The following is a 23,042-nucleotide window of genomic DNA, read 5'->3' as shown; positions in this document are numbered from 1 at the left end:
TTGTGTAACAAATTCCAAGGAAGGTGTTCTCCGTGATCGCACAGCGAAACGAACCTTATGATTATCATCACTTGGAGCATGCCAAACATCAGACGAAATCCCGTCGAACCTTATGGATTACGCTGCTGCTGACGCTGTTTTTCACCGTTGTCGAAATCGTGGGCGGGATTATGTCCAACTCCCTCGCGCTCTTGTCGGATTCCGCCCATATGGTGTCGGACGTCATCGCGCTCGGACTGAGCATGACCGCCATCTATTTATCGGAAAGACCGTCCGACGCCAAATACACGTTCGGCTATTTGCGCTTCGAAATTATCGCTTCGTTCTTGAACGGGCTGGCGCTGTGCGTCATCGCCGTCGGTATTTTTATCGAGGGAGCCCGCCGCTTCATTCATCCCGAAGAGCTCGAATTCGGACTCATGCTGACGATCGCGTCTATCGGCTTTGTCGTCAATCTGGTGCTGACGATCATTCTGAGCCGCAGTCATCATGAGGAAGAAAACCTGAACATCCAAAGCGCTTTATGGCATTTTATAGGTGATCTACTCAGCTCCGTCGGGGTTATCCTCTCCGCCATTCTCATTTACTTTACCGGATGGCTCAGCTTCGATCCTCTAATCAGCGTCGTTATCGGCTGCATTATCTTCATCGGCGGTGCGAGAATTTTGCGCGAATCGACAGCCATTCTGATGGAGAAAGTGCCGGACAAATTCGATCTGGAGGAAATCAGATCGGCGCTTCGCAAGCTCGAAGGAGTCGAGGACGTTCACGAGATGCATCTGTGGGCCATTTCGACGAACCATTATTCGTTGACAGCTCACATGTTCGTCCGTTCGGACATTCAGCCGTTCTGCATTATCTTGGCCGTGAACGACATGCTGGAGAAGCGATACGGCATCACCCATTCGACGATCCAAATGGAGCATGCCGACATTCATCCGCATGGTGAATACGGCAAACTATTTCAACACCACTAAATGGGCCGCGATAACCGCCGGAAAAGGGCAACACTATCTCATGATATTAATCGTGAGAATGGGGTTGAACGATCTGGGTACTAAGCGATACTGGATTTTCGGTCTGATTCTCGTCTGCAGCCTGGCCGTCGACCTAATAATCGATGTCCTGCAAGGAATCGGACCGTATTATATGCAGCTGAATATGATTCTTCCCTTCAAAATGATGGGAGCTATCGAAACCTCCATCGTGGTCAGCGTGCTGATCGCATTCGTACGCAAGCCGCTTGGCAAGCTCCTCGCAGCCATACTGACCGCCGGGACGAATTCAAGCGGAGGCGGAACGAACCCTGTGCCCCCTCAAGACAGCGATAAGTAACAACACGGCCGGAAGGCCGAATTGAAACGGCAAATGCACGTAAAGGGGGACGACCTTAAGCCCTTCCTCCAAATGCTCCGTCAAGCTGCCCGCCATAACGAGCGACGAACAAAAGACGACGATACCTACCGGCATTATCAGCGTCTTGTAGTTGTCCGTTCGAAACAAGTCCCGTGCCGCCAATATGGCCGCGAACATAAACGCGCCGATCTTGAAAAAGCTCGTAATAACGAGAAGCAGCAGCACAACCGAGTCCATTCTTTGCACGAATTCGGCTAGCCGCAATCGGCTCAGAGATGTGAATAGCGGAAACGTCGCCCGCGAGGCGATCTCCACGCCGAGTACGGAAATATCGACGAACGTCGCGATGCATAGCAGCAGAGCGCTCGCAATCATCGCTCCCATGCCGATTCGAACGGCTTTGAATTTCTTGTTCATATGCGGCAGCAGCATAGTGAACACGACCAGTTCCCCGAATGGAAACGTTATATTCGTCGGGAACAATGCTTTCCACACGGGCTTCCAGCCGTCTCCGAGAATCGGCAGCATGCGGCGATATTCGGACATATCGGAGAAGACGACGAGCAGCAGGATGAAGCTGAAGATGGCGCCCGTGAACAGAAAAAAGACAAAAGCCGTTCTTCCGAATACCTCCAATCCGAAATGGATGACGTAGCCGACGGCGACGACCATGAACAAGTTCAGCGCGGACAACGGCGTCGAATCGTAGGAAGCTGCGGCTAGCAAATCCCCGAAGTCGCGGGTATTTCGGCTTGCGATGTAAACGAAGTACAGCAGGTAAGCGAATCCAATGAGCCACCCCGGAACGGTTCCCGCGATTTGCCTCGCGTAGCCCGTAAGCGGGATGTCCGGGAACATCCGATAAAGCGTCCCATAGACGGCTCCCATATACACGAGCCCGAATAGACATCCCAGCAAAATGACGATCCATGTGGCTTGCTTCGCCTCCATTCCGATGGGAATGACGACAGCGGAGCCCAACTCGAACAGCACGACCCACGAGAAGAGATGAAGCGGGCCCATATGCTCCAACGGGTATTTCATTCCGAAATCTCTCCTTCTTTCGTTTTTTCCAGCAGCGATTTCCCTCGCATGCCGGTTCTCCGAATGACCGCCCGGAACGAGACGTTCACATCCGCTTTCGCAAATGCTTCGCCCCATTCGTCCTTCACTTTTCTCCACTCCTTCGGATGGTAGCGCTCCAAAAACTCGCCGAAGCCGAATATATCCGCCTTGTATTGCTGCGCCGTATAAACCGCACCCAATATGTCCACTTTTGCCGCTTCGGACCAATCCTTCTCCAGCTTTCGGAGAACGCTGAGCTTGTCCAGCGAAATCCCGCATTTGACTTCGCCGACGTTGCCTTCCGCCGTTACGCTAATATCGACCTTGACTTTTCCCTTCTTCATCGTCACTTTACTCGAAGCCTTGCTCCGGACGACCTCGAGAGCGATTCCTTCGCGTTTTCCTTCGCAATTCAGATTCATGACCGTGCTTCGAACCCGATCCGTCGCGAACAAGAATCCTTTTGCAAAACCGTCATCCAACCAGCCTGCAAGCTTCCCTTCCTTGAACATCGCGATTCCCGACAGCTCGATGCGGTGAGAAGGGACCGTTTGCTCCAAGCTTTTCTTATTCGTGGCAGCTTTATCGTCGCCAATCAGCTTAAGGCCTCCGATCGTCGGCTCGGCGCCCGGATTGATCAGCTTCCGAATGACGTCGTCAATTTCGACAACCGTGGATTCGGACCAAATTTGAGACGAGAGGGTGCTTGCTCCTTGCAAAGCGTTCGCCTGCAGCTTTTCCATCGGAACGAGAGAGCTGATCAAATTCAGCGGCGATCCGTCTCGCGCGATAAGCAGCATCGAGGTTAGACGCACCTCGTGCGAGCGCTCGAAAAAGTCGAATATTTCCTCGATTCCGTCCTTCGCCAGCCTCTCTCCAAGCACGACTACCTGGACGTGAGAAAAGAACAGCTGCCTGGGAACTTGTTTCGACGCTCTGCGGATCCCTTCGAACAAGGTGGAAGCCTCTATTTCATAAATCGAGACGGGCGTCGAGTTACCTCCTCCCGAGCCGGAAGTTCGGGACAGCTCTCCAGGCATAACGACTTGAAAAGCCAATTTGTACTTGTCCGAATCCGGCGCCCGATCGATAGCTAGAGCCGTCACGATAGCCAGCTTGTTCAATTCCCGGCTGTTCCAGCATCCGGACAGGGAAGCTGCCGCGAATGCCGTCGCTAGGACGGCCATAGCAAGCTTGAACAGCCGCTTTCCCGGCTTCATCACGTTACCCCGTCTCCTTTGCCGTCCGTATCCGTTCGCGGTCCTTCCCCCGGAGGAGTCTTCACGAGATCCGCGGCGACTTCGTCGGGACGTTCGGTAATGGTCCAATGCGGCGTCCGAATGAAAATATCCTTCATCTGCTTGAAACGAAACGGGACGATAGGCGATAAAAAAGCGACACCGAACGATCGAAGCGAGTTGATGTGCGCGACCAGCATAATCATTCCAAGCACGATTCCGTAAAATCCGAGGAAGCCGGCCGCCAGCATGAACAAAAACCGCAGCATTCGAGCCGTAATAGCGAGGTTATAGGACGGGATCGAGAAGTTGGCGATCGCGGTTATGGCGACGACGATGACCATGATTGGCGAGACGATGCCCGCCTGCACGGCCGCTTCCCCCAGTACGAGCGCGCCAACGATCGACACCGCTTGCCCGACCGCCCGCGGCATTCGTATGCCGGCTTCCCGCAAAATTTCGAAGCACAGCTCCATCGCGAACGCTTCGATCAACGCAGGAAACGGGACCCCTTCCCTGGCCGCCGTCAAATTGATCAGCAGCGCCATCGGCAGCATCTCCTGATGGAACGTCGTCAGTGCGATATAGATCGCGGGTCCGAACAACGAAATAACGAAAGCCATGTAACGCAGCAGACGGATAAAGGAGCCGATATCGTAACGCTGGTAATAATCTTCGGCCGCAGCGAAAAATTGCGAGAGCACCGTCGGCGCAATCAGGACGAACGGCGTTCCGTCGACCAGAATGGCTATCCGGCCTTCGATCAGATTAGCCGCGACAACGTCCGGCCTCTCCGTGTTGTAAATCGTTGGAAAAGGCGAAAACCAGTTATCCTCGATGAACTCTTCGATGTAGCCCGACTCGAGAATCGCATCCGTGTCGATTTTACCAAGTCTCGTTCGTACCTCTTGAACGATCGAGTTTTTGGCAATTCCTTCGATGTACATCATGACGACCGTCGTCTGGGTGATCGTTCCGATTTTGATCGCCTCGAAGCCGAACTTCGGGCTGCGGATTCTTCGGCGGACGAGGGCTACGTTCGTGGCGACCGACTCGGTGAAGCTGTCCTTCGGCCCGCGAATAACGACTTGGGTGCTTGCTTCGGACACTGCCCTCGTCTCTCCGCCGATTGTATTGCCGCTAATGCATTCCGCCCAACCGTCCACAAGCAAAATCGTCTTGCCCGTCAGAAGCTCGAGAAGCATCGTCGTCCAATTCCCGACGATTTCGAATTGGGCTACGGCGAGCGCGTTATCGCACACGTAGCGGAAGATCTCCTCCGGCGATTCCGCATCCGCGGGGGGCTCGGGCAAGGATGGCGTCAACAGAGAACGTATAACGAAATCGTTGACGTTATCCTTGTTCGTCAAGGAATCCAAATAGACGGCCGCGACCGGAAGCCTGCTCTCCGTTCTCAAGGTGAACTTGCGCACGATCAAATCGGGACTGGATGCGAGCTCCGTCCGTATTCGGCTCAAATTCGTTTCCAGTTCGGAATCGAGCTGGCCCGAGCCGCCGGGCACCCCGCGTTGACCGGTCGTCTCCGTGCCGTTCTGCCTGGCTCTTCTGCCTTGCGATCGCATGCTGCCCTCCCCCGGACTCGATATAACGTCCGTCTTGTCAGATTTGTTGACTTCGGATAGTATGTCAAACTTTTCCCGTTTTTACCTATGTATTCCTCAACGACGAAAAAAGCCTTCTCCAGTCAGGAGAAGGCTGCTCGGCATACGGCAATAGCGTTACGGCAAATCAATGAGCATGAACCGCGCTCCGTCTGAGCTGGCGAAGCTCAATTCCGTCACTCCTTCGAGTCGGGCGGCGTCGCGGCGTTCCAATATCGTATCCTCATTCACTCTCAGATCGCCTTCCAGAACGAACAGGAACGCTTTGCGTCCGGACGGCAGGGCGTATTCGAGCTTTTGCCCGGCGGCCGCTTCGGACAAATAAATCGTCATGTCCTGGTGAATATGCGCGACCTTGCCGGTAACGCCGGATGAAGACGCGACCGGCACGAACGCCCCGCGAAGCTCAGCCGGATCGAAATCCGTCGTCTCGTAAGAAGGCGCGAGCCCTCGTTCACCCGGCATGAACCACATTTGCAGCAGCTCCAACGGCTCTTCCTCCGACACATTGAACTCGGAATGATGCACTCCGGTTCCCGCCGTCATTCGCTGGATGCCTCCCCATGTCGTTTTCGCCCGGTTGCCCAAGCTGTCCCGATGCTCCAGGTAGCCTTTCAGAACGATTGTCACGATCTCCATCTCGCGATGAGGGTGCATGCCGAACCCTTCCGATTCGGCGATCCAATCGTCGTTCAGCACTCTCATCGGTCCAAAGCTCATATTGTCTGGATCGTAATAGTCGGCGAATGAAAAACTAAACCTGGACTTCAACCAGCCGTGATCCGCGGAATACCGGTCTTGGGAACGCTGTACGTTAATCATCTTGAAAACCTCCCTTGGTTCATGCAGTTAGATAAAATTGTCGTAGCCGATTAGTCGATCCATAACGAATCCAACGAATAATCGCCAGGACCGATCAAGGCAACCGCGATGGCGATGACGATCAGTACGAGGTTAAACTCATACCCGTTTTGCGTAACCCATAGGCCGTTTTTGCCATGTACCTTGATAATGGCGATAAGCATCGTGCCTACGATCAACAGGGCCGCCAGCGGTGTAAGGAACCCGAAAGCGAACAGCAAGCCGCCTGCAACCTCGGCCAATCCGGCTAGAAAGGCCATCGTTTTACCCGGTTTGATTCCAATCGATTCGAAAAAGCCGCCCGTGCCGTTCAATCCGTAACCGCCGAACCATCCGGCCAGCTTCTGCATCCCGTGACCTACGAATAACAAGCCGATAACGACCCTCAATAATAGTAATCCCCATTCCATAATGAACACTCGCCTTCTTTTTAGTATTGGACTGTGCCGTCCTTATGTTAGTATATTATTTTAAGTCACTTACTTTTGTCAAGTATAAAACTTAATTTAAGTTTTCACTTACTTTCCACAAGTGAGTATGTTACAATATTGAAAGAAGGGGAGTCCTTATGGATTATTCCAAGATGTGCCCCAAATACGAATCGGCTGCTGATTTGCTCGGCAAAAAGTGGACGGGTCTCATTATACGAGTTCTGCTTGGCGGTCCGAAACGGTTCAAAGACATTAAAGGTCAGATCCCCGACATGAGCGACAAGATGCTCACCGACCGTATGAAAGAGCTGGAGTCGCTAGGCATCCTGACAAGAACCGTATACCCGGAAATGCCGGTTCGCATCGAATACGAGTTAACCGAGAAAGGCCGCGGTCTGGAGGAAGTCATTCAATCCATCCAGAACTGGGGCGAGGAATGGATGTAGCACCAAGCCAAAAAGGCCGTTCACCGGAACGGCCTTTTTGCTTGCAAACCTTTAATTCAATTGTTGAAAAATCAATAGAACGAACAAAATAGACACGAGCAAAAAAATAACCGCTAACGCAACATAATAAAGAGGCTTAAACAGTCCAAGCAGCCAGGAAATCGCTGCGATTACCGCTCCGCTGGCTATACTGAGCGGATACGTCAACCCGACTTTCCAAGCGGGATGTCCTCCCGATATGAACAAAACGCAGTAGAACCCGAACAACAGCAGATTCAGGGCAGCGATGGCGATGAGCGCCGTTCGACGACCTCGAACGACGGTGACGGTTGAATCGGCTGCTTGTCGTGGCGCTGCAAGAGGCGCGAACTTCGAGACGCGCAGCAATCCGGCAAGCAGCAACAGCTCCACCCAACCGTTCGCCAGCCCTGCAATGGCCTGAGCGGCGCCCCCGCAGCTTGCCGCTACAGCCCATGAGATGAGATGGATACAAGCAGTCAGCGGAAGCATTGACCACAATCGGACGTTTTTGCGCGTCTCGGAAGCGGCTAGAACAACCATTCGAATCGGATTTCCGCCTGTCCTGCGAGCTACGGTCGGTACGACGGCGGATAGAAACCATAACCATACCGTAATCGCAAGAACGGCGAATATCACTGCGCAATCAATTGTAATATGAACAAAAAACGGTATTTCCAGGCTCGAAAGTACGGAAGTATACGGATTTACATTCCATACAACGAACATCCCGGCGACCCCGGCCCCGGCGGATGCCAGCCAGCATAAGGCCGAACCGATTAACGCCATCGACGCTTCGCGTGCAGACAGCTCCCTCCTTAATCGAAGCACGGCCGTCCAGGCTATCGCTACGACGATCCAGCCGGCTATGCCTTTCAGCCAGATCGAGCTCCCGGAAGTCCATAGTCCCGCTAACGCGATCATTGTCGCTAACCAGATTGCTCCTCCTCGGCGTTCGGGAGGATTGAACGAGCTTTTGCTAGACCTATTGCTTATTTCGGCTGCCGACAATAGCTTCCCTCCGACAAAACATAAGATGGAAAATATTGTACCACGCACTCCGTCATCTGTCCCTACAATAAAACGGTCCCGGAGTCGGAAATTACCCGACTCCAGGATCGCCCCGTCGCCTAAGATCGCGATAATCGATCTATTTATGTCTTATTGATAGCTTTCAGCCAAGCCGGCCGAGCCGTGTGGCTCCGATACGTCGATCGCCTTCTCTTCGCCTGCGATCCAACGGATCCATGCCGCGTACATGCGGCCGAGCCGACGAATCAGATAGGGAGTAAGGAGCAGAAGAACAAGGCCGATTCCACCGATGATGTACGAATAATTCTCGGGCGTTAAATTCGTAAACACCCGATTTAGCAGCCAATCGTCTCCGAACAGCTCGAAGGAAAAGACGCGATCGCTCACAAGATACGCCAGCGGCGTAAGAGCGATGCCCGCGAAGGTCGCCGGAATGACGATTGCCAGCGTAAAAGCTGAGATTGTCGCAGGCAGCTGGGCAACGCCGAACAGCAATCCGCGATAGTTTTGCACTCGGCCCAGCGTAGCGATCCAGCTTCTCCATCCCGTTGCTGCCCGTTCGGAATCGTTGCTTTGAGCCGCTTGAGCTTCCCAATGCTCCGGATCGTGCGCTTCCCCTCTATCCCACGTCGCAGCCAGCTTGCGCTCTCCCGACATCAGCCGTTCGCAAGCCTTCAACGTCGCCGCCAATATCGGTAAACCTATTATGAACGGGGCAAGCGGCAATCCGACGCAAACCCCGACGATCGCTATGACGAACACAGCAATTCCCCGCGGCAGCGACGTCACCATCATCGTCCATGCCGCACGCGCTTTTCGCTTTTTCATCGCTCGTTCACTCCTTCGTTCTATCGCTCTTACCGATTCTATAATGCTATCTTAATCGTTTGGAGAGCGGAACGAAATCGTCTTACGAAGGGGTTGATGCTGGCCTCTGGTCTAGTTTGTCTTTCAAAAATGATTGTCCGCTCTACTACCGGAACCGATTGACCGCACGCTCAAGCTCCGCGATGCGCTGCGTCAGCGATCCCATCGCGTCAGCCACGCCGCGCACCGAATTCGACTGGAATTCGGCTATGCCGGCCGCTTCCTGCGAACGATCCGCACTCGCTTCCGATATCGCCTCGGTCTCTTCGACGAGAGCGGCCAGCTCCTCGATCCTGGCGCCGATCTCTTGTCCTGCCGAAGCGATTTCCCTCAGCTCCGCTTCCATGTCGGCAATGCCTCCGACGATATCTTGGAACGTGCCTCCCGCCTGGCGTACGAGCTCGGTTCCGCTCTGAACTTCGACGAACCCCTCTTCGATCCGCTTCGCCACTGCTTCGATTACGGCGCGAATTTCTTCCACCTTCGAGGAAATAACGGCCGCCGTCTCGTTCGACTGAAGCGCCAGCTTACGAACCTCTCCCGCTACGACCGCGAAGCCCTTGCCTTGCTCTCCCGCTCGGCTCGCTTCTATGCTGGCGTTAAGGGCAAGCAAGTTCGTCTTGTAGGCTATTCCTGCGATCGCGTCCGCCATGCCCCTAATGCTCTTGGACTTCTCGTGCAATTCGCGAGCGTCCCGAACGGAGCTCTCGACCGTCCTTGCGATCGTTCCCATCTGTTCGACGGCTTGCTTCACCGTCTCGTTGCCATCTTGCGCGTGCTTGGTCGCTTGCTCAGCGACGGCTGCCACCGAAGTCGTCCGATCTCCGATCGTCCAGATGCCGTCGCGAATCTGAATCGTGACTTCGGCGCCTCTCTTCATTCCTTCCCGCTGGGAATCGGCTCCGGCTGCCAGCTCTCGCATAGAATCCGCGATCTGGTCGGCTCCGGACGCCGCTTGCTCGGAATTAGCGGACAATTCCTCGGCCGATTCTGCCGTCACCGACGCTGTCGATCTTATTCCGGATACGATAGTTCGAAGCTGGCCCGTCATTTCCTGAAGAGAGCGGGCGATCGAGCCTACTTCATCCGTCCTTCGGGTATCCTTCACGGACAGCTCATCGCTCAATTTTCCTTCTGTAACACCGCCAAGAAACAACTTGAATCGAATGAGCGGCAGCACGATCCGACGTCTGATCATGACGGCGATCAACCCTATCAGCACGACGGCCAACGCTCCGGCAATGCCGCTCATCCGGATGAGCTCGGTGCGTACGGTGGAGCTCGCCTCCGCAGGAACCGAGACGATGAACGACGCCGTTTCCCCCGTCATGAGTCCGTATTGCGAAGTCACGTGACTGAATTGCTTGCCGTTGACCGTTACGGAATCGAATTCGGGCTCGGCCGGAGCCGCATTTTCGCCCAAATAAGCGGGCAGAGCTTCGTCGCTTGCCAACGTCTGCCCGTCCTTCGAACGGATCGCCACTCCGGCGTTCAGAAGCGAGCTTACTCCTTGAAGCGCCGCGTCGTCCATCACTCGGCCGAATAGCAGCAAGCCGGGGGACGGCTTATCCTTCTCTTCGTTAGTAATTCTGGATACGGCGATGACGGCGAGCCCCTTGGACGTTCGAACCATTCCGTACACATCCGGTTTTTTCTTCAACTCCGGAAATAACTCGCCGACAGCGACTTTTTTCGTAAATTCCTCAAGATCTCCCGCCTGTGAGAGCACATTCCCGTCATTATCGAGCGTCACGACAAAATGGACGTTCGGAATAATACCCTTGGAGACATCCACGTTTTCCTTGATCCATTTCGTATCCTTGGCTTCTACCGCGGCGCGGTTGTCCTCCCATTTGGCGTTAGTAATAACGCTGGCGGACAACTGTTCCCCCAGTTGCTCCGTCAGCTTGTGCGCCGAGCTGTCGATCTCCAACGCATGAGACCATTCGATATCCCGAAGGTCGGAGCTCAGCGTCGAATAATATACTCCGCCCAACACCCCCAACGGAACCATTAGCACGACGAACATCATCAGCAACACTTGAGTACGCAAGCTTCCCGCGCCAAATCGGCTCTTTCTGTTCAAATTCCGCATCCCCCTCGATATAAAAGGCCGCCAAGGCGGACCTAGGTCTAAACGTTCAACCTCCACTTCCTAACATTAGACAAAAAGACCCTTTTTTCCTCCCAAGTTTCGATGACATTCGCTATTTTATCTTAAAATTTGCATCTTGACTGGGGCGGGTTTTGATCAGAATGCGCGCGTTTGGCAAACAGTCGCGCGGATGGAGGAAACGTTGCGGAGTTGTGACCATGCACTTCACTGCTCGCTCGGACGGCGGGCTTTCGGCGGGAATTGTGACCAGTTGCGTCACTACTCGCTCGGTCGACGGGCTTTCGGGCGAGAATTGTGACCACTTGCGTCACAACTCCCTCGGACGGCGGGCTTTCGGCGGGAATTGTGACCAGTCACGTCACTACTCGCTCGGACGGCGGGCTTTCGGCGAGAATTGTGACCAGTTGCGTCACTACTCGCTCGGACAGCGGGCTTTCGACGGGAATTGTGACCAGTTGCGTCACTACTCGCTCGGACGGCGGGCTTTCGGCGAGAATTGTGACTACTGAATTTTAACGTTGTTTACAAGTTGGATACATGTCGAGAAACGATAGATACATCTCTCTATTACTCTAGGAGCATCGAAAAGATTCCGGAGGTAGTGAGAGAGATGAAAAAAACGATAGCGTTCGCAGCCGTCTTGGCGGCATTAGCGGTATGGGGACTGTCCACAAATGCTCTGGGAGACAGCAGCCGCCATACTCCCGCATCCCGAGCTCGACGATTGGGCCTGGCGAAACGCCTTCCGATACGCCGACAGATGCTCCCGTCGACGATCCGTCGGAAGAGCCGAATGAAAGCCCGGCTTCCTACCCGTCGGACGACCCCGCCGGCAATCCGTCGGCAAGTCCGTCGGCAAATCCGTCCGACGAGCAGCCTTCCGAGACACCGTCCAAAGAACCGAAACCGCAGACCGATCCGCAAGGCAACAAGGGCGAGAACTCGTCTAACGCCATCCCGGCTTGGGCGGCGAACAGCCTGCCCAGTCTGACGGTCGAACGAAAAAACGGGCTCGCCGTCATATCGAACCCTTCCAGCTTATACGTTCTCGTGAACAAAAAACGAAACCTTTCCTCCTCTTACGCGCCTAAGGATTTGGTCCAGCCTGACATTCCGTTTTCTTTTGACGGCGACTCGCCCAAGAAAAAGCTGCGTAGGCAAGCGGCAGAGGCGCTTGAAAAGCTGTTCGCGGGGGCCGGAAAGGCTGGCATCGAGCTCAAAGGGGTATCGGGCTATCGCTCCTACGCCACGCAAAAAGCGATTTTCACGGCCAACGCCGATAAGAAAGGAGAAGCGGAAGCCAATCGCACGAGCGCCTATCCGGGACAAAGCGAGCATCAGACGGGACTGGCCATCGACGTTTCCAGCGCCGCCGTCGGCTACGCGCTGGAGGAAAGCTTCGGCAAGACGAAGGAAGGCAAGTGGCTCGCGGCGCACGCGTCCGAATACGGGTTTATTATTCGCTATCCGAAGGGTAAGGAGAAGATAACCGGCTACAAATACGAACCGTGGCATATCCGGTATATCGGGAAGGAAGCGGCGAAGGATATAACGGCAAGCGGCCAAACGCTCGAACAATATTTTGATGCTTTGGAGGCATCCGTCGTAAAATAAGGGGATTCCTCATTACGACATTTTCGTCAGGCAGGCAGGTGCACACGAGTGAATATTACGAAACGGATCTTGGTGGCCGACGACGAGCCCGGCATCGCCGATCCTATCTCCTATGCGTTCCGCAGAGAAGGCTACGAGGTGGAGACCGTCTACAACGGGGAGGATGCGTTGAACCGGGCTATCGGCTTCCGGCCGGACGTCATGGTGCTTGACGTGATGATGCCCAAGATGAGCGGCTACGAGGTATGTCGGAAGCTCGAAGATCGCGCAGATATGGGAATTATTTTGTTAACGGTCAAGAACGATATTATCGACAAAATCGTCGGTCTCGAAATGGGAGCCGACGATTACATGACGAAGCCTTTCGATCTTCGCGAGCTGATCGCCCGCGTCAAAGCGCTGCTCCGCAGGCTGGACAAGCCCCGGCCGAACCGGAAAAGCTCGCCCTGGGTCCGATAACGATCCAGATCGCCTCCCGAACCGTGCTTCTGAACGACGATACAATCGATCTGACGCCCAAGGAGTTCGATTTGTTAGCGCTGCTGCTCTCCAATCCGGAACGGGTGTACACGCGCGACGAGCTGCTCGACTTGATCTGGGGCTTCGATTTTGCCGCGGGTACTCGTACGGTGGACATCCACATCCAGCGGCTGCGCAAAAAGCTGGGCAAGCCGGGGAGTCGGCTGCTGCAGACGGTCTTCGGCGTCGGCTACAAAGCGAGCGGTGCCGGCGAATGAACGGCGTCGGCGTAAGCATTAAGCTCAAGAACAGCCTCTTCCTCGCCGCCCTTCTCTTTCTGACCGTGCTCGTCCTTAGCATTCTCGTACTGAACGGAATAAGCAATCATCAGCGGGACAGCATGGAGCAGGAGCTTCTGACCAAAACAAAAACGGCCAACATAAGCGTGAAGCAGGCGTATTTGACAACGGGCTCGAACGATCCCCAGCGGTTCATCCGCAATCGCGGCCAGCAGCTGGCGCTCGATCTTGCGCTTTACTCCGATCTTCACGTCGTTCTTTACGACATGAACGGCAAAAAAGCCGGCGACTCGTTACCGCAGAGCTCCAGCGAAGCAATCGACGGCTCGCTCCGTTATGCTCTAAAAGGGAAAATCGCTTATCAGGCGCAAGGGGAATCCATCTTCTACTTGGCCCCGCTTCAAGGTCCCGACAGCCAAATGGGCGTCCTGCAGTTCGAATATTCGACGGCCGGCGATCGTCTCTTTCATCGAACGATCGCCGGTTTATTCGTGGCGGCGGGAGCGGCCGTACTCGCCGTCAGCTTTGCGCTCGGTTACGTCTATTTCAAGCGATCCGCCACCTCCATTGCCAAGCTTAACCGCGCGGTTGACCGCATACGGGAAGGAGAGTACCCGGAATCCCGGCTGCTGCGAAGGCGGGACGAGCTCGGGAAGCTCGGCCAAGGAATAACGTACATGGGCTTGGAAATCCGCCGCAGCATGGAGGCGATGAAAGCCGAGGAAAACAAGCTCCGCCGGGCGCTAGCCAAGCTTGAACAGCTTGGAGCCGCGCAGAGGCAGTTCATCGGCAATTTCAGCCACGAATTCAAAACGCCGCTAACCTCGATCAAGGCTTATGTCGAGCTGATGGAAATGTACCCGGACGACCGTGACATGCAGACCGACGCCGTCATGCGAATCGGACGCGAAACGGAACGGCTTTACGAAATGGTTGAAAAGGTGCTGCGGTTGGCCTCCCTTGAAAAATACGATTTTGAATTCCATGCGCAAGAGCTCGAAATCAGGGAAGAATTGCTCGCCATTATCGATCGAATGAAAGCGAAGGCGAACCGATTTCAAGTAAAAATTGAGGAAAAGCTTGCTCCGGCTCACATATGGGCGGATCGCGAAAGCTTGAATCACATTTTTATCAATCTGCTCGATAACGCGATCAAATATAACGTGCCTGGCGGTCAAGCGATCGTTACGGGCACGGTGGAAGACCGCCGGGTCGTCGTCGAAGTGAAGGATACGGGCATCGGAATACCCGAAGAAGCTCGCGCGCATCTATTCGAGCCCTTCTACACGGTCAACAAGGACCGCTCCAGACTGACCGGAGGAACCGGGCTCGGCCTCTCTCTTGTCAAAGTTCTCGTCGAGAGGCACGGCGGAACGATCGAATGGCTTGAATCGAAGACCGGAACCGTGTTCCGGGTCATTTTTCCACTGTATACGGAATCGGGGGAAAGCGTATGAACCGAAAAATGAAGAGCTTGGCCGTTCTGTCCGCATTGACAGCCGTTGTCGCTCTCGGAAGCGGATGCGCCGCTCGCGGGCAAGACGCCGGCCGCGAGGTCGTCCAAGAAGTCGGAAACGATATTACGGTGCTCGATAATCCGGAGAGCCTGTCCTACGAGCAGACGCCCGCAAGCGCGATCGTCCGAATCGACGATGTCCGGGGGACGGATTGGCTAAGCGACGAGGCAATCATCGTCAGCAGAGAGAACAAGGACGTCTCCCCCGTTCCGGCGGAAGGCACGACATGGTATCCGAGCAAGCTGTACGTCCGCACGCTGGACAGCGGCAAGGAAACTCCGTTGATCGGCGGGGGCTCGAACGATAATCAGGGCTACGCCCTGTTAAGCCCCAACCGCGCCTATTTGTTCTACAAAACCTTCGATCTTCAGAGCAATACGGGAAAAGGATATATTCTAGACATGGCGACTTCGCAATCGAGATCGTTCACCGGCGCCGATGCCATGGAACTGCAAAACGGCCTTTGGGTCGACAACGATTCCCTTCTGTACTCGGAATTAACCGGCGCGGTCAACGAAGTCTCCGTCGATCATGACGGAGCCCTCGACAGCAAGCTGCTGCTCCAGACGAGAAGCCCGTTTCTGAACAATCTCGCCTATATCGGCAATCGGCTCTATTTTAGCAATGGCAGCGGCTTGCTCCTCGTACACGATTTTCGTTCGGAGAATACAGCCGTCGCCTTGCTGAAAAACGTCGTCTGGATGACGCCTTCCCCTGACGGCTCCCAGCTTGCCGTCGTGCGGCGCGTCAAAAGCGGAGCGATGGAGCTAGTCGTCACGGACGTTAAAGGAAACGTACTGCAAACGCTCGCCCAGGACTTCCAAATCTACGGTGTAGCCTGGTCGCCCGACGGCAGCCGGATCGCTTACTCCGGCCTAACGGAGAATGGGACGGCGCGAGGCGTCTATCTCGCGGACGTCGCTGCGGGCTCCTCTTCCGAGCTGCAAGTCGACGTCAAGTTCATTTCCGATCCGCTTCGCTTCAGCCCTTCCGGAGATCGTCTGCTCATTTCGACGACAGTTCCGGACGAGAACAGAGGAGTCAACCGATTCGTTACTTACTTGGTGGCTGTGAAGCAGCAGGCTTGAGGCAAGCTATAGCAGCAGGAAACGAACAAAAGGGTTGTCCTCGCACGGTTCGATAATGAACCGCGCGGGACAACCCTTTTGTCATTGCATCTTACATGCCAAGCCATTTCTTGAACATATGCTTGGTCGTATCTTTGTTAAGCGCCGCGATCGATGTCGTGAGCGGAATGCCTTTCGGGCAAGAGCGCACGCAGTTCTGCGAGTTGCCGCAGCCTTCGATGCCGCTGTCGTCCTGCATGATCGTATCCAGACGCTCTCCCGCGTTCATCTCGCCCGTAGGGTGAGCGTTGAACAAGCGAACCTGCGAGAGCGGAGCCGGTCCGATGAAAGAGGAACGGTCGTTGACGTTCGGGCATGCTTCGAGGCAGACGCCGCAAGTCATGCATTTGGACAGCTCGTACGCCCATTGGCGTTTCTCTTCCGCCATTCGGGGTCCGGGTCCGAGATCGTACGTGCCGTCGATCGGAATCCACGCTTTTACTTTCTTAAGCGCCTGGAACATCCGCTCGCGATTGATGACGAGGTCGCGAACGACCGGGAACGTCGACATCGGCTCGAGACGGATCGGCTGCTCCAGCTTGTCGACGAGCGCGGAGCAAGCTTGGCGCGGCTTGCCGTTAATGACCATCGAGCAAGCTCCGCATACTTCCTCCAGGCAGTTCGACTCCCAGCAGACCGGAGACGTCTTGCCGCCGTCCGCTTTGACCGGGTTGCGCTGAATTTCCATGAGCGCGCTAATAACGTTCATGTTAGGACGGTAAGGAATATCGAATTCTTCGGTAAAAGGAGCGGCGTCGGGCTTTTCCCGGCGCGTAATAATAAACTTGACCGTGCGTTGTTTCGTTGCCGTGTCCGCCATGGCTTAACCCTCCTTCTTCTTATCCGTGGAGTAGTCGCGAATACGCGGCTTGATCAGGGAAACGTCCACGTCTTCGTAAGAAATTTGCGGGCCTTCCGGGGTCCACTTCGCTTTGGTCGTCTTGAGGTACTTCTCGTCGTTGCGCTCCGTAAATTCCGGCTTGTAATGCGCGCCGCGGCTCTCGTCGCGCATAAGCGCGCCCAGCGTCATCGCTTCCGACAGCTGCAGCATGTTCCAAAGCTGGCGCGTGAATGCGACGCCCGCGTTGTTCCAGCGAGCTGTATCGTTGATGTTGATCTTCGTGTAGCGCTGCTTCAGTTCCTTGATCTTGTCGATCGTCTGCTGAAGCTTGTCGTTGTAACGAACGACGGTCATGTTGTTCGTCATCCACTCTCCAAGCTCTTTGTGAATGACGTACGCGTTTTCCGTGCCGTCCATTTTCAGGATGGACTCGTATTTCGCCGTCTGCTTGGAAGCCTCGCGAGAGAATACCGATTCGCTGACGTCTTCGGCCGACTTTTTGAGTCCTTTGATATATTCGATCGCTTTCGGCCCGGTGACCATGCCGCCGTAGATCGCGGACAAGAGCGAGTTCGCTCCGAGACGGTTCGCGCCGTGATATTGGTATTCGCATTCGCCGCAAGCGAACAGGCCGGGAATGTTCGTCATCTGGTTGAAATCGACCCACATGCCGCCCATCGAATAGTGAACCGCCGGGAAAATTTTCATCGGAATTTTACGCGGGTCGTCGCCCATGAATTTCTCGTAAATTTCGATAATGCCGCCCAGCTTGACGTCCAGCTCTTTCGGGTCTTTGTGCGAGAGATCGAGATAAACCATGTTCTCGCCGTTCACGCCGAGCTTCTCGTCGACGCAAACGTGGAAAATTTCCCTCGTTGCGATATCGCGCGGCACGAGGTTTCCGTAAGCCGGGTATTTTTCCTCCAGGAAGTACCATGGCTTGCCGTCCTTGTAGGTCCAAATCCGCCCGCCTTCGCCGCGAGCCGATTCGCTCATGAGACGCAGCTTGTCGTCGCCCGGAATCGCCGTCGGATGGATCTGGATGAACTCGCCGTTCGCATAGTAGACGCCTTGTTGGTATACAGCGCTCGCTGCCGTACCTGTATTGATAACGGAGTTCGTCGTTTTGCCGAAGATGATGCCGGGTCCGCCGGATGCCAGAATAACCGCATCGGCTTTGAACGTGTTCATCTCCATCGTGCGAAGATCTTGCGCGGTAATGCCGCGGCACACATTGTCGTCGTCAAGGACGACCGAAGTGAATTCCCAGTGCTCGAACTTCTGGACAAGACCCGCCGCTTCCCATCTGCGAACCTGCTCGTCCAACGCGTATAGAAGCTGTTGGCCCGTCGTCGCTCCGGCGAACGCCGTGCGGTGATACTTCGTGCCGCCGAAGCGGCGGAAGTCGAGCAAGCCTTCCGGAGTCCGGTTGAACATGACGCCCATCCGGTCCATCAAGTGAATAATGCCGGGAGCCGCGTCGCACATCGCTTTTACCGGCGGTTGGTTCGCAAGAAAATCTCCGCCGTATACCGTATCGTCGAAGTGCTCCCAAGTGGAGTCGCCCTCGCCCTTCGTGTTAACCGCTCCGTTGATGCCGCCTTGAGCGCATACGGAGTGAGACCGTTTGACCGGAACGAGCGAGAACAGATCGACTCGCGTTCCCGCCTCAGCCGCTTTTATCGTCGCCATCAGGCCGGCCAGTCCGCCGCCGACGACGATAACTTTATTGTTAGCCATGTTAGATACTCCCCTTAACCGAGCGTAACCGACCGAACGGCCAATTCCGCCGCCGATGCGAATTCGTCGCTCCGGAACGCGAACAAGGACAAGATGAACAGCGTCGCTACGATCACGAAGATGCCCATGCAGATGTTCGACGAAATCCGTTGCGCTCGCGGTCCGACCGTAATGCCCCAGCTGACGAGGAACGCCCACAGGCCGTTGGAGAAATGGAAGACCGCCGCGAGTACCGCGATAAAATAAATAGCGAAATAAACCGGCTGATTCACGATGTCATGCATGTGCTCGCCGAGTTGGTCGTACGTCGTATTGCCGAGAGTTACTTGCACCCGCGTCTGCCAGACGTGCCAGAAGACAAAGATGAACGTAATGATCCCGGTAATCCGCTGCAAAGCGAACGCCCAGTTCCGTCCGTAATTGAAACGGCCGACGTTCAGATTGGACGTGAAAGCCAAGTACAGGCCGTACACGCCGTGGAACAGAATCGGCAGCCAAATAATGAACATTTCCAAGAAGAAGATAAGAGGCATCTCATGGAGCTTGTTCACGCTGTCGACGAAACCATCCTTGCCGTGCTCGTAGGCAGAGTAATTCGTCAAGGCATGCTCAACAAAAAACAGCCCCAACGGAATGACTCCGAGAAGCGAATGAAGCTTGCGGGCAAAAAACGAATTTCCACTCATGTCGTTGTGCGATCTCCTTTCGCGTCCGAACGATTGCCGGCGCGACAAATAACCAAACATTGTCTGTTCACCGGTTTGTCACCGCTTTTAAGGTTACTCTATTTTCGCTTATAATGGAACTGCAACTTAATCATAATTTGTTATAACTATTGTGCATATAGAGAGGGCGTCATCCCATCATGCTTGAGGATATGAGAATATTCGCGACGGTTGTCGAGCATACGAGCCTCAACAAAGCGGCCGAACGCCTCAATCTGTCGCAGCCCGCGCTGTCCCGGCGGATCTCCAGACTGGAGGCCGAGCTCGGAGTCGAGCTGTTTCGCCGCATCGGCAAAAGGCTTGAGCTGACGGCGGCCGGACAGCTTACTTACGAATTCGCGTTGGAGCTTCGCCGGTTTCACGGCTCGTATTTGCAGAAGCTGAACGCGTTCAAATCCAATGAAGCGGTAGCCGTCACGATCGGTGCCAGCTTGACCACTCTCCAGACGACGCTGCCATGGCTCATAACCGCCATGACCGCCAAGCATCCCGAACTCGAAATCAAAGCGATAACGGGCAAATCTCACGAAATCGCCTCGCTCGTCAAGGAAAGGAAAATCGATTTCGGATTGGTCGGCTCGACCGTGGAAGACGATCCTTCCATTACTAGCGTTCCCTTATTCGCTGACCATCTCATGCTCGTTCTGCCCCGCGCACATTATATTTTGGAAAGAACGCACTGGGAAATGGCCGACTTGAACGAATTGCCAATGATTCTGTTCACTCCCGGCACTTGGTATCGAACGTTAACGGACGATTTGTTTCGGAGGAACGGCGTGAAGCCCGACATCCGAATGGAAATCGATTCGTTCGAGGCGATCGTCAGGCTTCTGGCCGCCAGTCGGGCCGGAACCTTGCTGCCGAAGTCGTATATCAGGCCCCAGCTGCTCGAAGACAACGATCTTTACGTCGTCAACGTGCGCGGCCTCGAAAGAACGAAACGAACGATCTCCCTCATTCACGGAGATTTGGCATGGTTCGCTCCTTCCGTGCGGTACTTGATCGAGGAAACGACGGCGATGTTCACCCGTGTGTCGCGAGAGCCGAAAACCCCGTCGTGACGAGGGTTTGCGTGTTATTGGATGAACTTACCGGTATCCCCAAACCTTGCTCGTATGGTATTCTTTTTGGCGAATCTAACAAGGCCAAAACCGTAATGGTGCGGGGGAACGTTCTAATCGCGCGGTTTATCCGCGCTTGGGGTGAATCGCAAGCCTTCGGGCTGCGCAGGGTCGACTCCATACCCGAATCCGACAGCTAACCTCGCCGGCCGTATGAGGAGGAGCAATACCTATGATATTGTCCTGGAAAAAGACGTGCTTGAAAACCGCCGCTTTCGTTCTCGGAGGAGCGCTGCTGCTGCCGAGCGTTACCGCGCACGCCGCAACGGCGTACACGGCAACCGACAACGATACGTTCTGGTCGCTCTCCAAAAAATTCGGCGTGCCGCTAACGACGCTCATGAGCGCCAATTCCAAAATCGATCCTCTTAACATCTACGCCGGATTGAAGCTGACGATCCCTTCGACGGTCTCTGCGAAGAGCAATGCGTCCGTATCGGCGCAATCCGTCACGACGGCGGCAGGCAAATCTCTCAGCTATTCCAAAGTTATCGACGTCAAAGCGACCGCTTATTCCGCGGCGGCGGAAGAGAACGGCAAATGGGGCGGCGTCGACTACTTCGGAGATGCGCTGGAGCTCGGTACGATCGCCGTCGATCCGAAAGTTATTCCGCTCGGTACGAAGCTTTATGTGACGGGCTACGATTTTAACGGTTTGCCTGTCGGCGGCTTGGTCGGAACGGCTAAGGACGCGGGCAGCGCCATCAAAGGAAACCGCATCGACATCTTCATTCCGGGCTCCCGCAGCTTCGTCTCCGGGTTCGGCATCCAGAACGTGAAAGTATACGTTCTGAAATAACATCGACAGGACAGTGGGGCTGTCCCGAGGTCTGTATAGACCGAAGGGATAGCCCTATTTGTCCGTTCACCCTACAATGGGACGTGATACCACTCTTTCGGTGGAAAGCGCGTCCGCTCACCCTACAATGGGACGTGATGCCACACTTACGGCGGAAAGCGCGTCCGCTCACCCTACAATGGGACGTGATGCCACACTTACGGCGGAAAGCGCGTCCGTTCACCCTACAATGGGACGTGATACCACTCTTTCGGCGGAAAGCGCGTCCGTTCGCCTAACAGTGGGACGTGATACCACTCTTTCGGCGGAATTCGCGTCCGTTCACCCTACAATGGGACGTGATACCACTCTTTCGGCGGAATTCGCGTCCGTTCACCCTACAATGGGACGTGATACCACACTTTCGGCGGAAAGCGCGTCCGTTCACCTAACAGTGGGACGTGATACCACTCTTTCGGTGGTACGCGTGTCCGTTCACCCAGCAGTGGGACGTGATACCACACTTTCGGCGGAATTCGCGTCCGTTCGCCTAACAGTGGGACGTGATACCACTCTTTCGGCGGAAAGCGCGTCCGTTCACCCTACAGTGGGACGTGATGCCACTCTTTCGGCGGAAAGCGCGTCCGTTCGCCTAACAGTGGGACGTGATGCCACACTTTCGGCGGAAAGCGCGTCCGTTCACCCTACAGTGGGACGTGATACCACTCTTTCGGCGGAATTCGCGTCCGATCTCGCAAGTGGGCTGAGACTGCCTTTGTTGCGCGCTTATCGTTGCGGCAGCAGCACTCCCGGAATCTCATCCGACGTCCCCGGCATTTCCTCCGCCGTCTGCGGAACCTTCGGTACATGCGTCCTCTCCGAAACGTTGGCTTCCCGCTTCTCCGGCACTTTCAGAAGCTCGGGCAGCGTAACCGCTTGGTAGCCGTTGGCCCGCAGCCAATCGATAATGCGGGGCAGCGCCGCAACGGTCCCCGCCAAGCTCTGCCCTTCTCCGCCTCCGGCATGCATAAGAACGATGGAGCCCGGCTTCACGGAACGGGTAACATTCCGGAAAATACGCTCGGCGGGCAATTGACGCCAATCCGACGAGTCCACATCCCAATTGACGACGGTATAGCCGTTCTCCTTCGCCCACTGCAGCTGCTCCGCGTTAATCTCGCCGTAAGGCGGTCGAATCAGCCTGGGCTCGTAACCGACGATTCCCTCGATTATATTTTGGGAGCGGCGTATTTGCCCCTGCATCTCGGACAGCGTCAGCTTCGAAAAATCCGGGTGGTTATAAGAGTGATTTCCTATAGCATGGCCTTCGCGCTGCATCCTCGTTACTAAATCGGGATGCTTGGAAGCCCGTTTCCCGACGACAAAAAAGGTCGCCTTCACGTTCTTCCTTTTCAATACGTCCAAAATTTGCGGCGTAAACCGCGGGTCCGGCACATCGTCGAAAGTGAGTGCCACCTGACGACTGCCTCGCGACGCGTACAGCACGAACACCCCTCGATAGCGCCGTTGCAGCTCTTGCCAATGTCCTCCGGCGGGATGTCGGGAAGAAGGCTTTACTTGGCTTCCATTCTTCATTAGCTCCTTCAAGTTATCCGCCCGGGCTGTCGATACCGTGTGCGCCTCCGCAAGCGCGGCCGGGACCTCTCCCATGCTCCACAATAAAGCCAGACCGAAGACGAGAAGCGACATTCGACCGATTAGATGCACCTATGTATCGCCACCCTCTTCGCCATCTTCACGCGCTCATC

At 55.1% G+C, this 23,042-nt stretch carries 20 protein-coding genes, 1 pseudogene and 1 riboswitch; of the genes and pseudogenes, 9 read left to right on the top strand and 12 right to left on the bottom strand.

The features are described 5' to 3' along the window. Positions 1–32: 32 nt before the first annotated feature. Both D3H35_RS19490 and D3H35_RS19485 read left to right on the top strand, forming a co-directional pair. Entirely contained in the window at positions 33–977 is a 945-nt protein-coding gene (locus D3H35_RS19490) for a cation diffusion facilitator family transporter (RefSeq protein WP_233568008.1), read from the top strand. Positions 978–1,017: 40 nt separating this feature from the next. After that, entirely contained in the window at positions 1,018–1,335 is a 318-nt protein-coding gene (locus tag D3H35_RS19485) for a hypothetical protein (RefSeq protein WP_119150845.1), read from the top strand. Here D3H35_RS19485 and D3H35_RS19480 read toward each other — a convergent pair. The 5 genes from D3H35_RS19480 to D3H35_RS19460 all read right to left on the bottom strand — a co-directional run bounded on the left by D3H35_RS19480 (position 1,285) and on the right by D3H35_RS19460 (position 6,552). Continuing rightward, positions 1,285–2,400, bottom strand: a complete 1,116-nt coding sequence (locus tag D3H35_RS19480; RefSeq protein ID WP_158594193.1) for a GerAB/ArcD/ProY family transporter — start codon at positions 2,398–2,400, stop codon at positions 1,285–1,287. The genes D3H35_RS19485 and D3H35_RS19480 overlap by 51 nt on opposite strands. Next, positions 2,397–3,641 (bottom strand): Ger(x)C family spore germination protein, encoded by a 1,245-nt coding sequence (locus D3H35_RS19475; protein ID WP_119150843.1) that lies wholly within the window; start codon positions 3,639–3,641, stop codon positions 2,397–2,399. The genes D3H35_RS19480 and D3H35_RS19475 overlap by 4 nt, the downstream gene beginning before the upstream one ends. Beyond that, complete coding sequence (locus D3H35_RS19470; protein ID WP_119150842.1) at positions 3,641–5,242, bottom strand: spore germination protein; 1,602 nt, start codon at positions 5,240–5,242, stop codon at positions 3,641–3,643. The genes D3H35_RS19475 and D3H35_RS19470 overlap by 1 nt, the downstream gene beginning before the upstream one ends. Positions 5,243–5,398: 156 nt before the next feature. Next, entirely contained in the window at positions 5,399–6,103 is a 705-nt protein-coding gene (locus D3H35_RS19465) for a pirin family protein (protein ID WP_119150841.1), read from the bottom strand. A gap of 50 nt (positions 6,104–6,153) precedes the next feature. Continuing rightward, positions 6,154–6,552 (bottom strand): DoxX family protein, encoded by a 399-nt coding sequence (locus tag D3H35_RS19460; RefSeq protein WP_119148189.1) that lies wholly within the window; start codon positions 6,550–6,552, stop codon positions 6,154–6,156. A 158-nt stretch (positions 6,553–6,710) separates the two neighbouring features. On the opposite strand from D3H35_RS19460, the gene D3H35_RS19455 reads away from it, so the two are divergent. After that, positions 6,711–7,019: a winged helix-turn-helix transcriptional regulator gene (locus tag D3H35_RS19455; RefSeq protein ID WP_119150840.1), complete on the top strand. Its 309-nt coding sequence runs from the start codon at positions 6,711–6,713 to the stop codon at positions 7,017–7,019. Positions 7,020–7,070: 51 nt separating this feature from the next. Here the strand turns inward: D3H35_RS19455 and D3H35_RS19450 are convergent, their stop codons facing one another. The 3 genes from D3H35_RS19450 to D3H35_RS19440 form a co-directional block, all read right to left on the bottom strand. Further along, positions 7,071–8,048, bottom strand: coding sequence for a hypothetical protein (locus D3H35_RS19450; RefSeq protein WP_119148187.1), 978 nt, complete (start codon positions 8,046–8,048; stop codon positions 7,071–7,073). Positions 8,049–8,198: 150 nt separating this feature from the next. Further along, a complete protein-coding gene (locus D3H35_RS19445) occupies positions 8,199–8,897 on the bottom strand; it encodes a sensor domain-containing protein (RefSeq protein ID WP_119150839.1) in 699 nt (232 codons plus the stop codon). A gap of 145 nt (positions 8,898–9,042) precedes the next feature. Beyond that, complete coding sequence (locus D3H35_RS19440) at positions 9,043–11,022, bottom strand: methyl-accepting chemotaxis protein (RefSeq protein ID WP_158594192.1); 1,980 nt, start codon at positions 11,020–11,022, stop codon at positions 9,043–9,045. 687 nt (positions 11,023–11,709) lie between these two features. On the opposite strand from D3H35_RS19440, the gene D3H35_RS19435 reads away from it, so the two are divergent. From D3H35_RS19435 to D3H35_RS19420, 4 genes and pseudogenes are all read left to right on the top strand, one after another. Next, a complete protein-coding gene (locus D3H35_RS19435; protein WP_119150837.1) occupies positions 11,710–12,666 on the top strand; it encodes a M15 family metallopeptidase in 957 nt (318 codons plus the stop codon). 54 nt (positions 12,667–12,720) lie between these two features. Further along, a pseudogene (locus tag D3H35_RS19430) lies at positions 12,721–13,403 on the top strand (response regulator transcription factor). After that, on the top strand, positions 13,400–14,881 hold the full coding sequence (locus tag D3H35_RS19425; RefSeq protein ID WP_119150836.1) for a sensor histidine kinase: 1,482 nt from the start codon (positions 13,400–13,402) through the stop codon (positions 14,879–14,881). The pseudogene D3H35_RS19430 and the gene D3H35_RS19425 overlap by 4 nt, the downstream one beginning before the upstream one ends. After that, on the top strand, positions 14,878–16,029 hold the full coding sequence (locus tag D3H35_RS19420) for a TolB family protein (protein ID WP_119150835.1): 1,152 nt from the start codon (positions 14,878–14,880) through the stop codon (positions 16,027–16,029). The genes D3H35_RS19425 and D3H35_RS19420 overlap by 4 nt, the downstream gene beginning before the upstream one ends. Positions 16,030–16,120: 91 nt before the next feature. Here D3H35_RS19420 and sdhB read toward each other — a convergent pair whose 3' ends face one another. The 3 genes from sdhB to D3H35_RS19405 are packed head-to-tail and all read right to left on the bottom strand — an operon-like array spanning position 16,121 to position 19,335. Continuing rightward, the gene (sdhB, locus tag D3H35_RS19415; protein ID WP_119150834.1) at positions 16,121–16,888 is read right to left on the bottom strand and encodes a succinate dehydrogenase iron-sulfur subunit; all 768 of its coding nucleotides are present in this window, start codon (positions 16,886–16,888) and stop codon (positions 16,121–16,123) included. A 3-nt stretch (positions 16,889–16,891) separates the two neighbouring features. Then, on the bottom strand, positions 16,892–18,649 hold the full coding sequence (gene sdhA, locus D3H35_RS19410) for a succinate dehydrogenase flavoprotein subunit (RefSeq protein WP_119150833.1): 1,758 nt from the start codon (positions 18,647–18,649) through the stop codon (positions 16,892–16,894). Between the two features lie 14 nt (positions 18,650–18,663). Continuing rightward, a complete protein-coding gene (locus tag D3H35_RS19405; protein WP_119150832.1) occupies positions 18,664–19,335 on the bottom strand; it encodes a succinate dehydrogenase cytochrome b558 subunit in 672 nt (223 codons plus the stop codon). 179 nt (positions 19,336–19,514) lie between these two features. Here D3H35_RS19405 and D3H35_RS19400 point away from each other — a divergent pair, with 179 nt between their 5' ends. Continuing rightward, positions 19,515–20,435 (top strand): LysR family transcriptional regulator, encoded by a 921-nt coding sequence (locus D3H35_RS19400; RefSeq protein ID WP_119150831.1) that lies wholly within the window; start codon positions 19,515–19,517, stop codon positions 20,433–20,435. Between the two features lie 72 nt (positions 20,436–20,507). After that, positions 20,508–20,661: riboswitch (cyclic di-AMP (ydaO/yuaA leader) on the top strand. Between the two features lie 6 nt (positions 20,662–20,667). Further along, positions 20,668–21,294: a 3D domain-containing protein gene (locus tag D3H35_RS19390; protein WP_119150829.1), complete on the top strand. Its 627-nt coding sequence runs from the start codon at positions 20,668–20,670 to the stop codon at positions 21,292–21,294. 765 nt (positions 21,295–22,059) lie between these two features. Here D3H35_RS19390 and D3H35_RS19385 read toward each other — a convergent pair. Then, a complete protein-coding gene (locus tag D3H35_RS19385) occupies positions 22,060–23,001 on the bottom strand; it encodes a polysaccharide deacetylase family protein (protein ID WP_233568007.1) in 942 nt (313 codons plus the stop codon). Between the last annotated feature and the right edge of the window lie 41 nt (positions 23,002–23,042).

This window comes from Cohnella faecalis (assembly GCF_003570905.1).
Classification (GTDB): domain Bacteria; phylum Bacillota; class Bacilli; order Paenibacillales; family Paenibacillaceae; genus Cohnella; species Cohnella faecalis.
The sequence above is the reverse complement of the archived record's forward strand: the minus strand, read 5'-3'. Positions and strand labels throughout refer to the sequence as shown.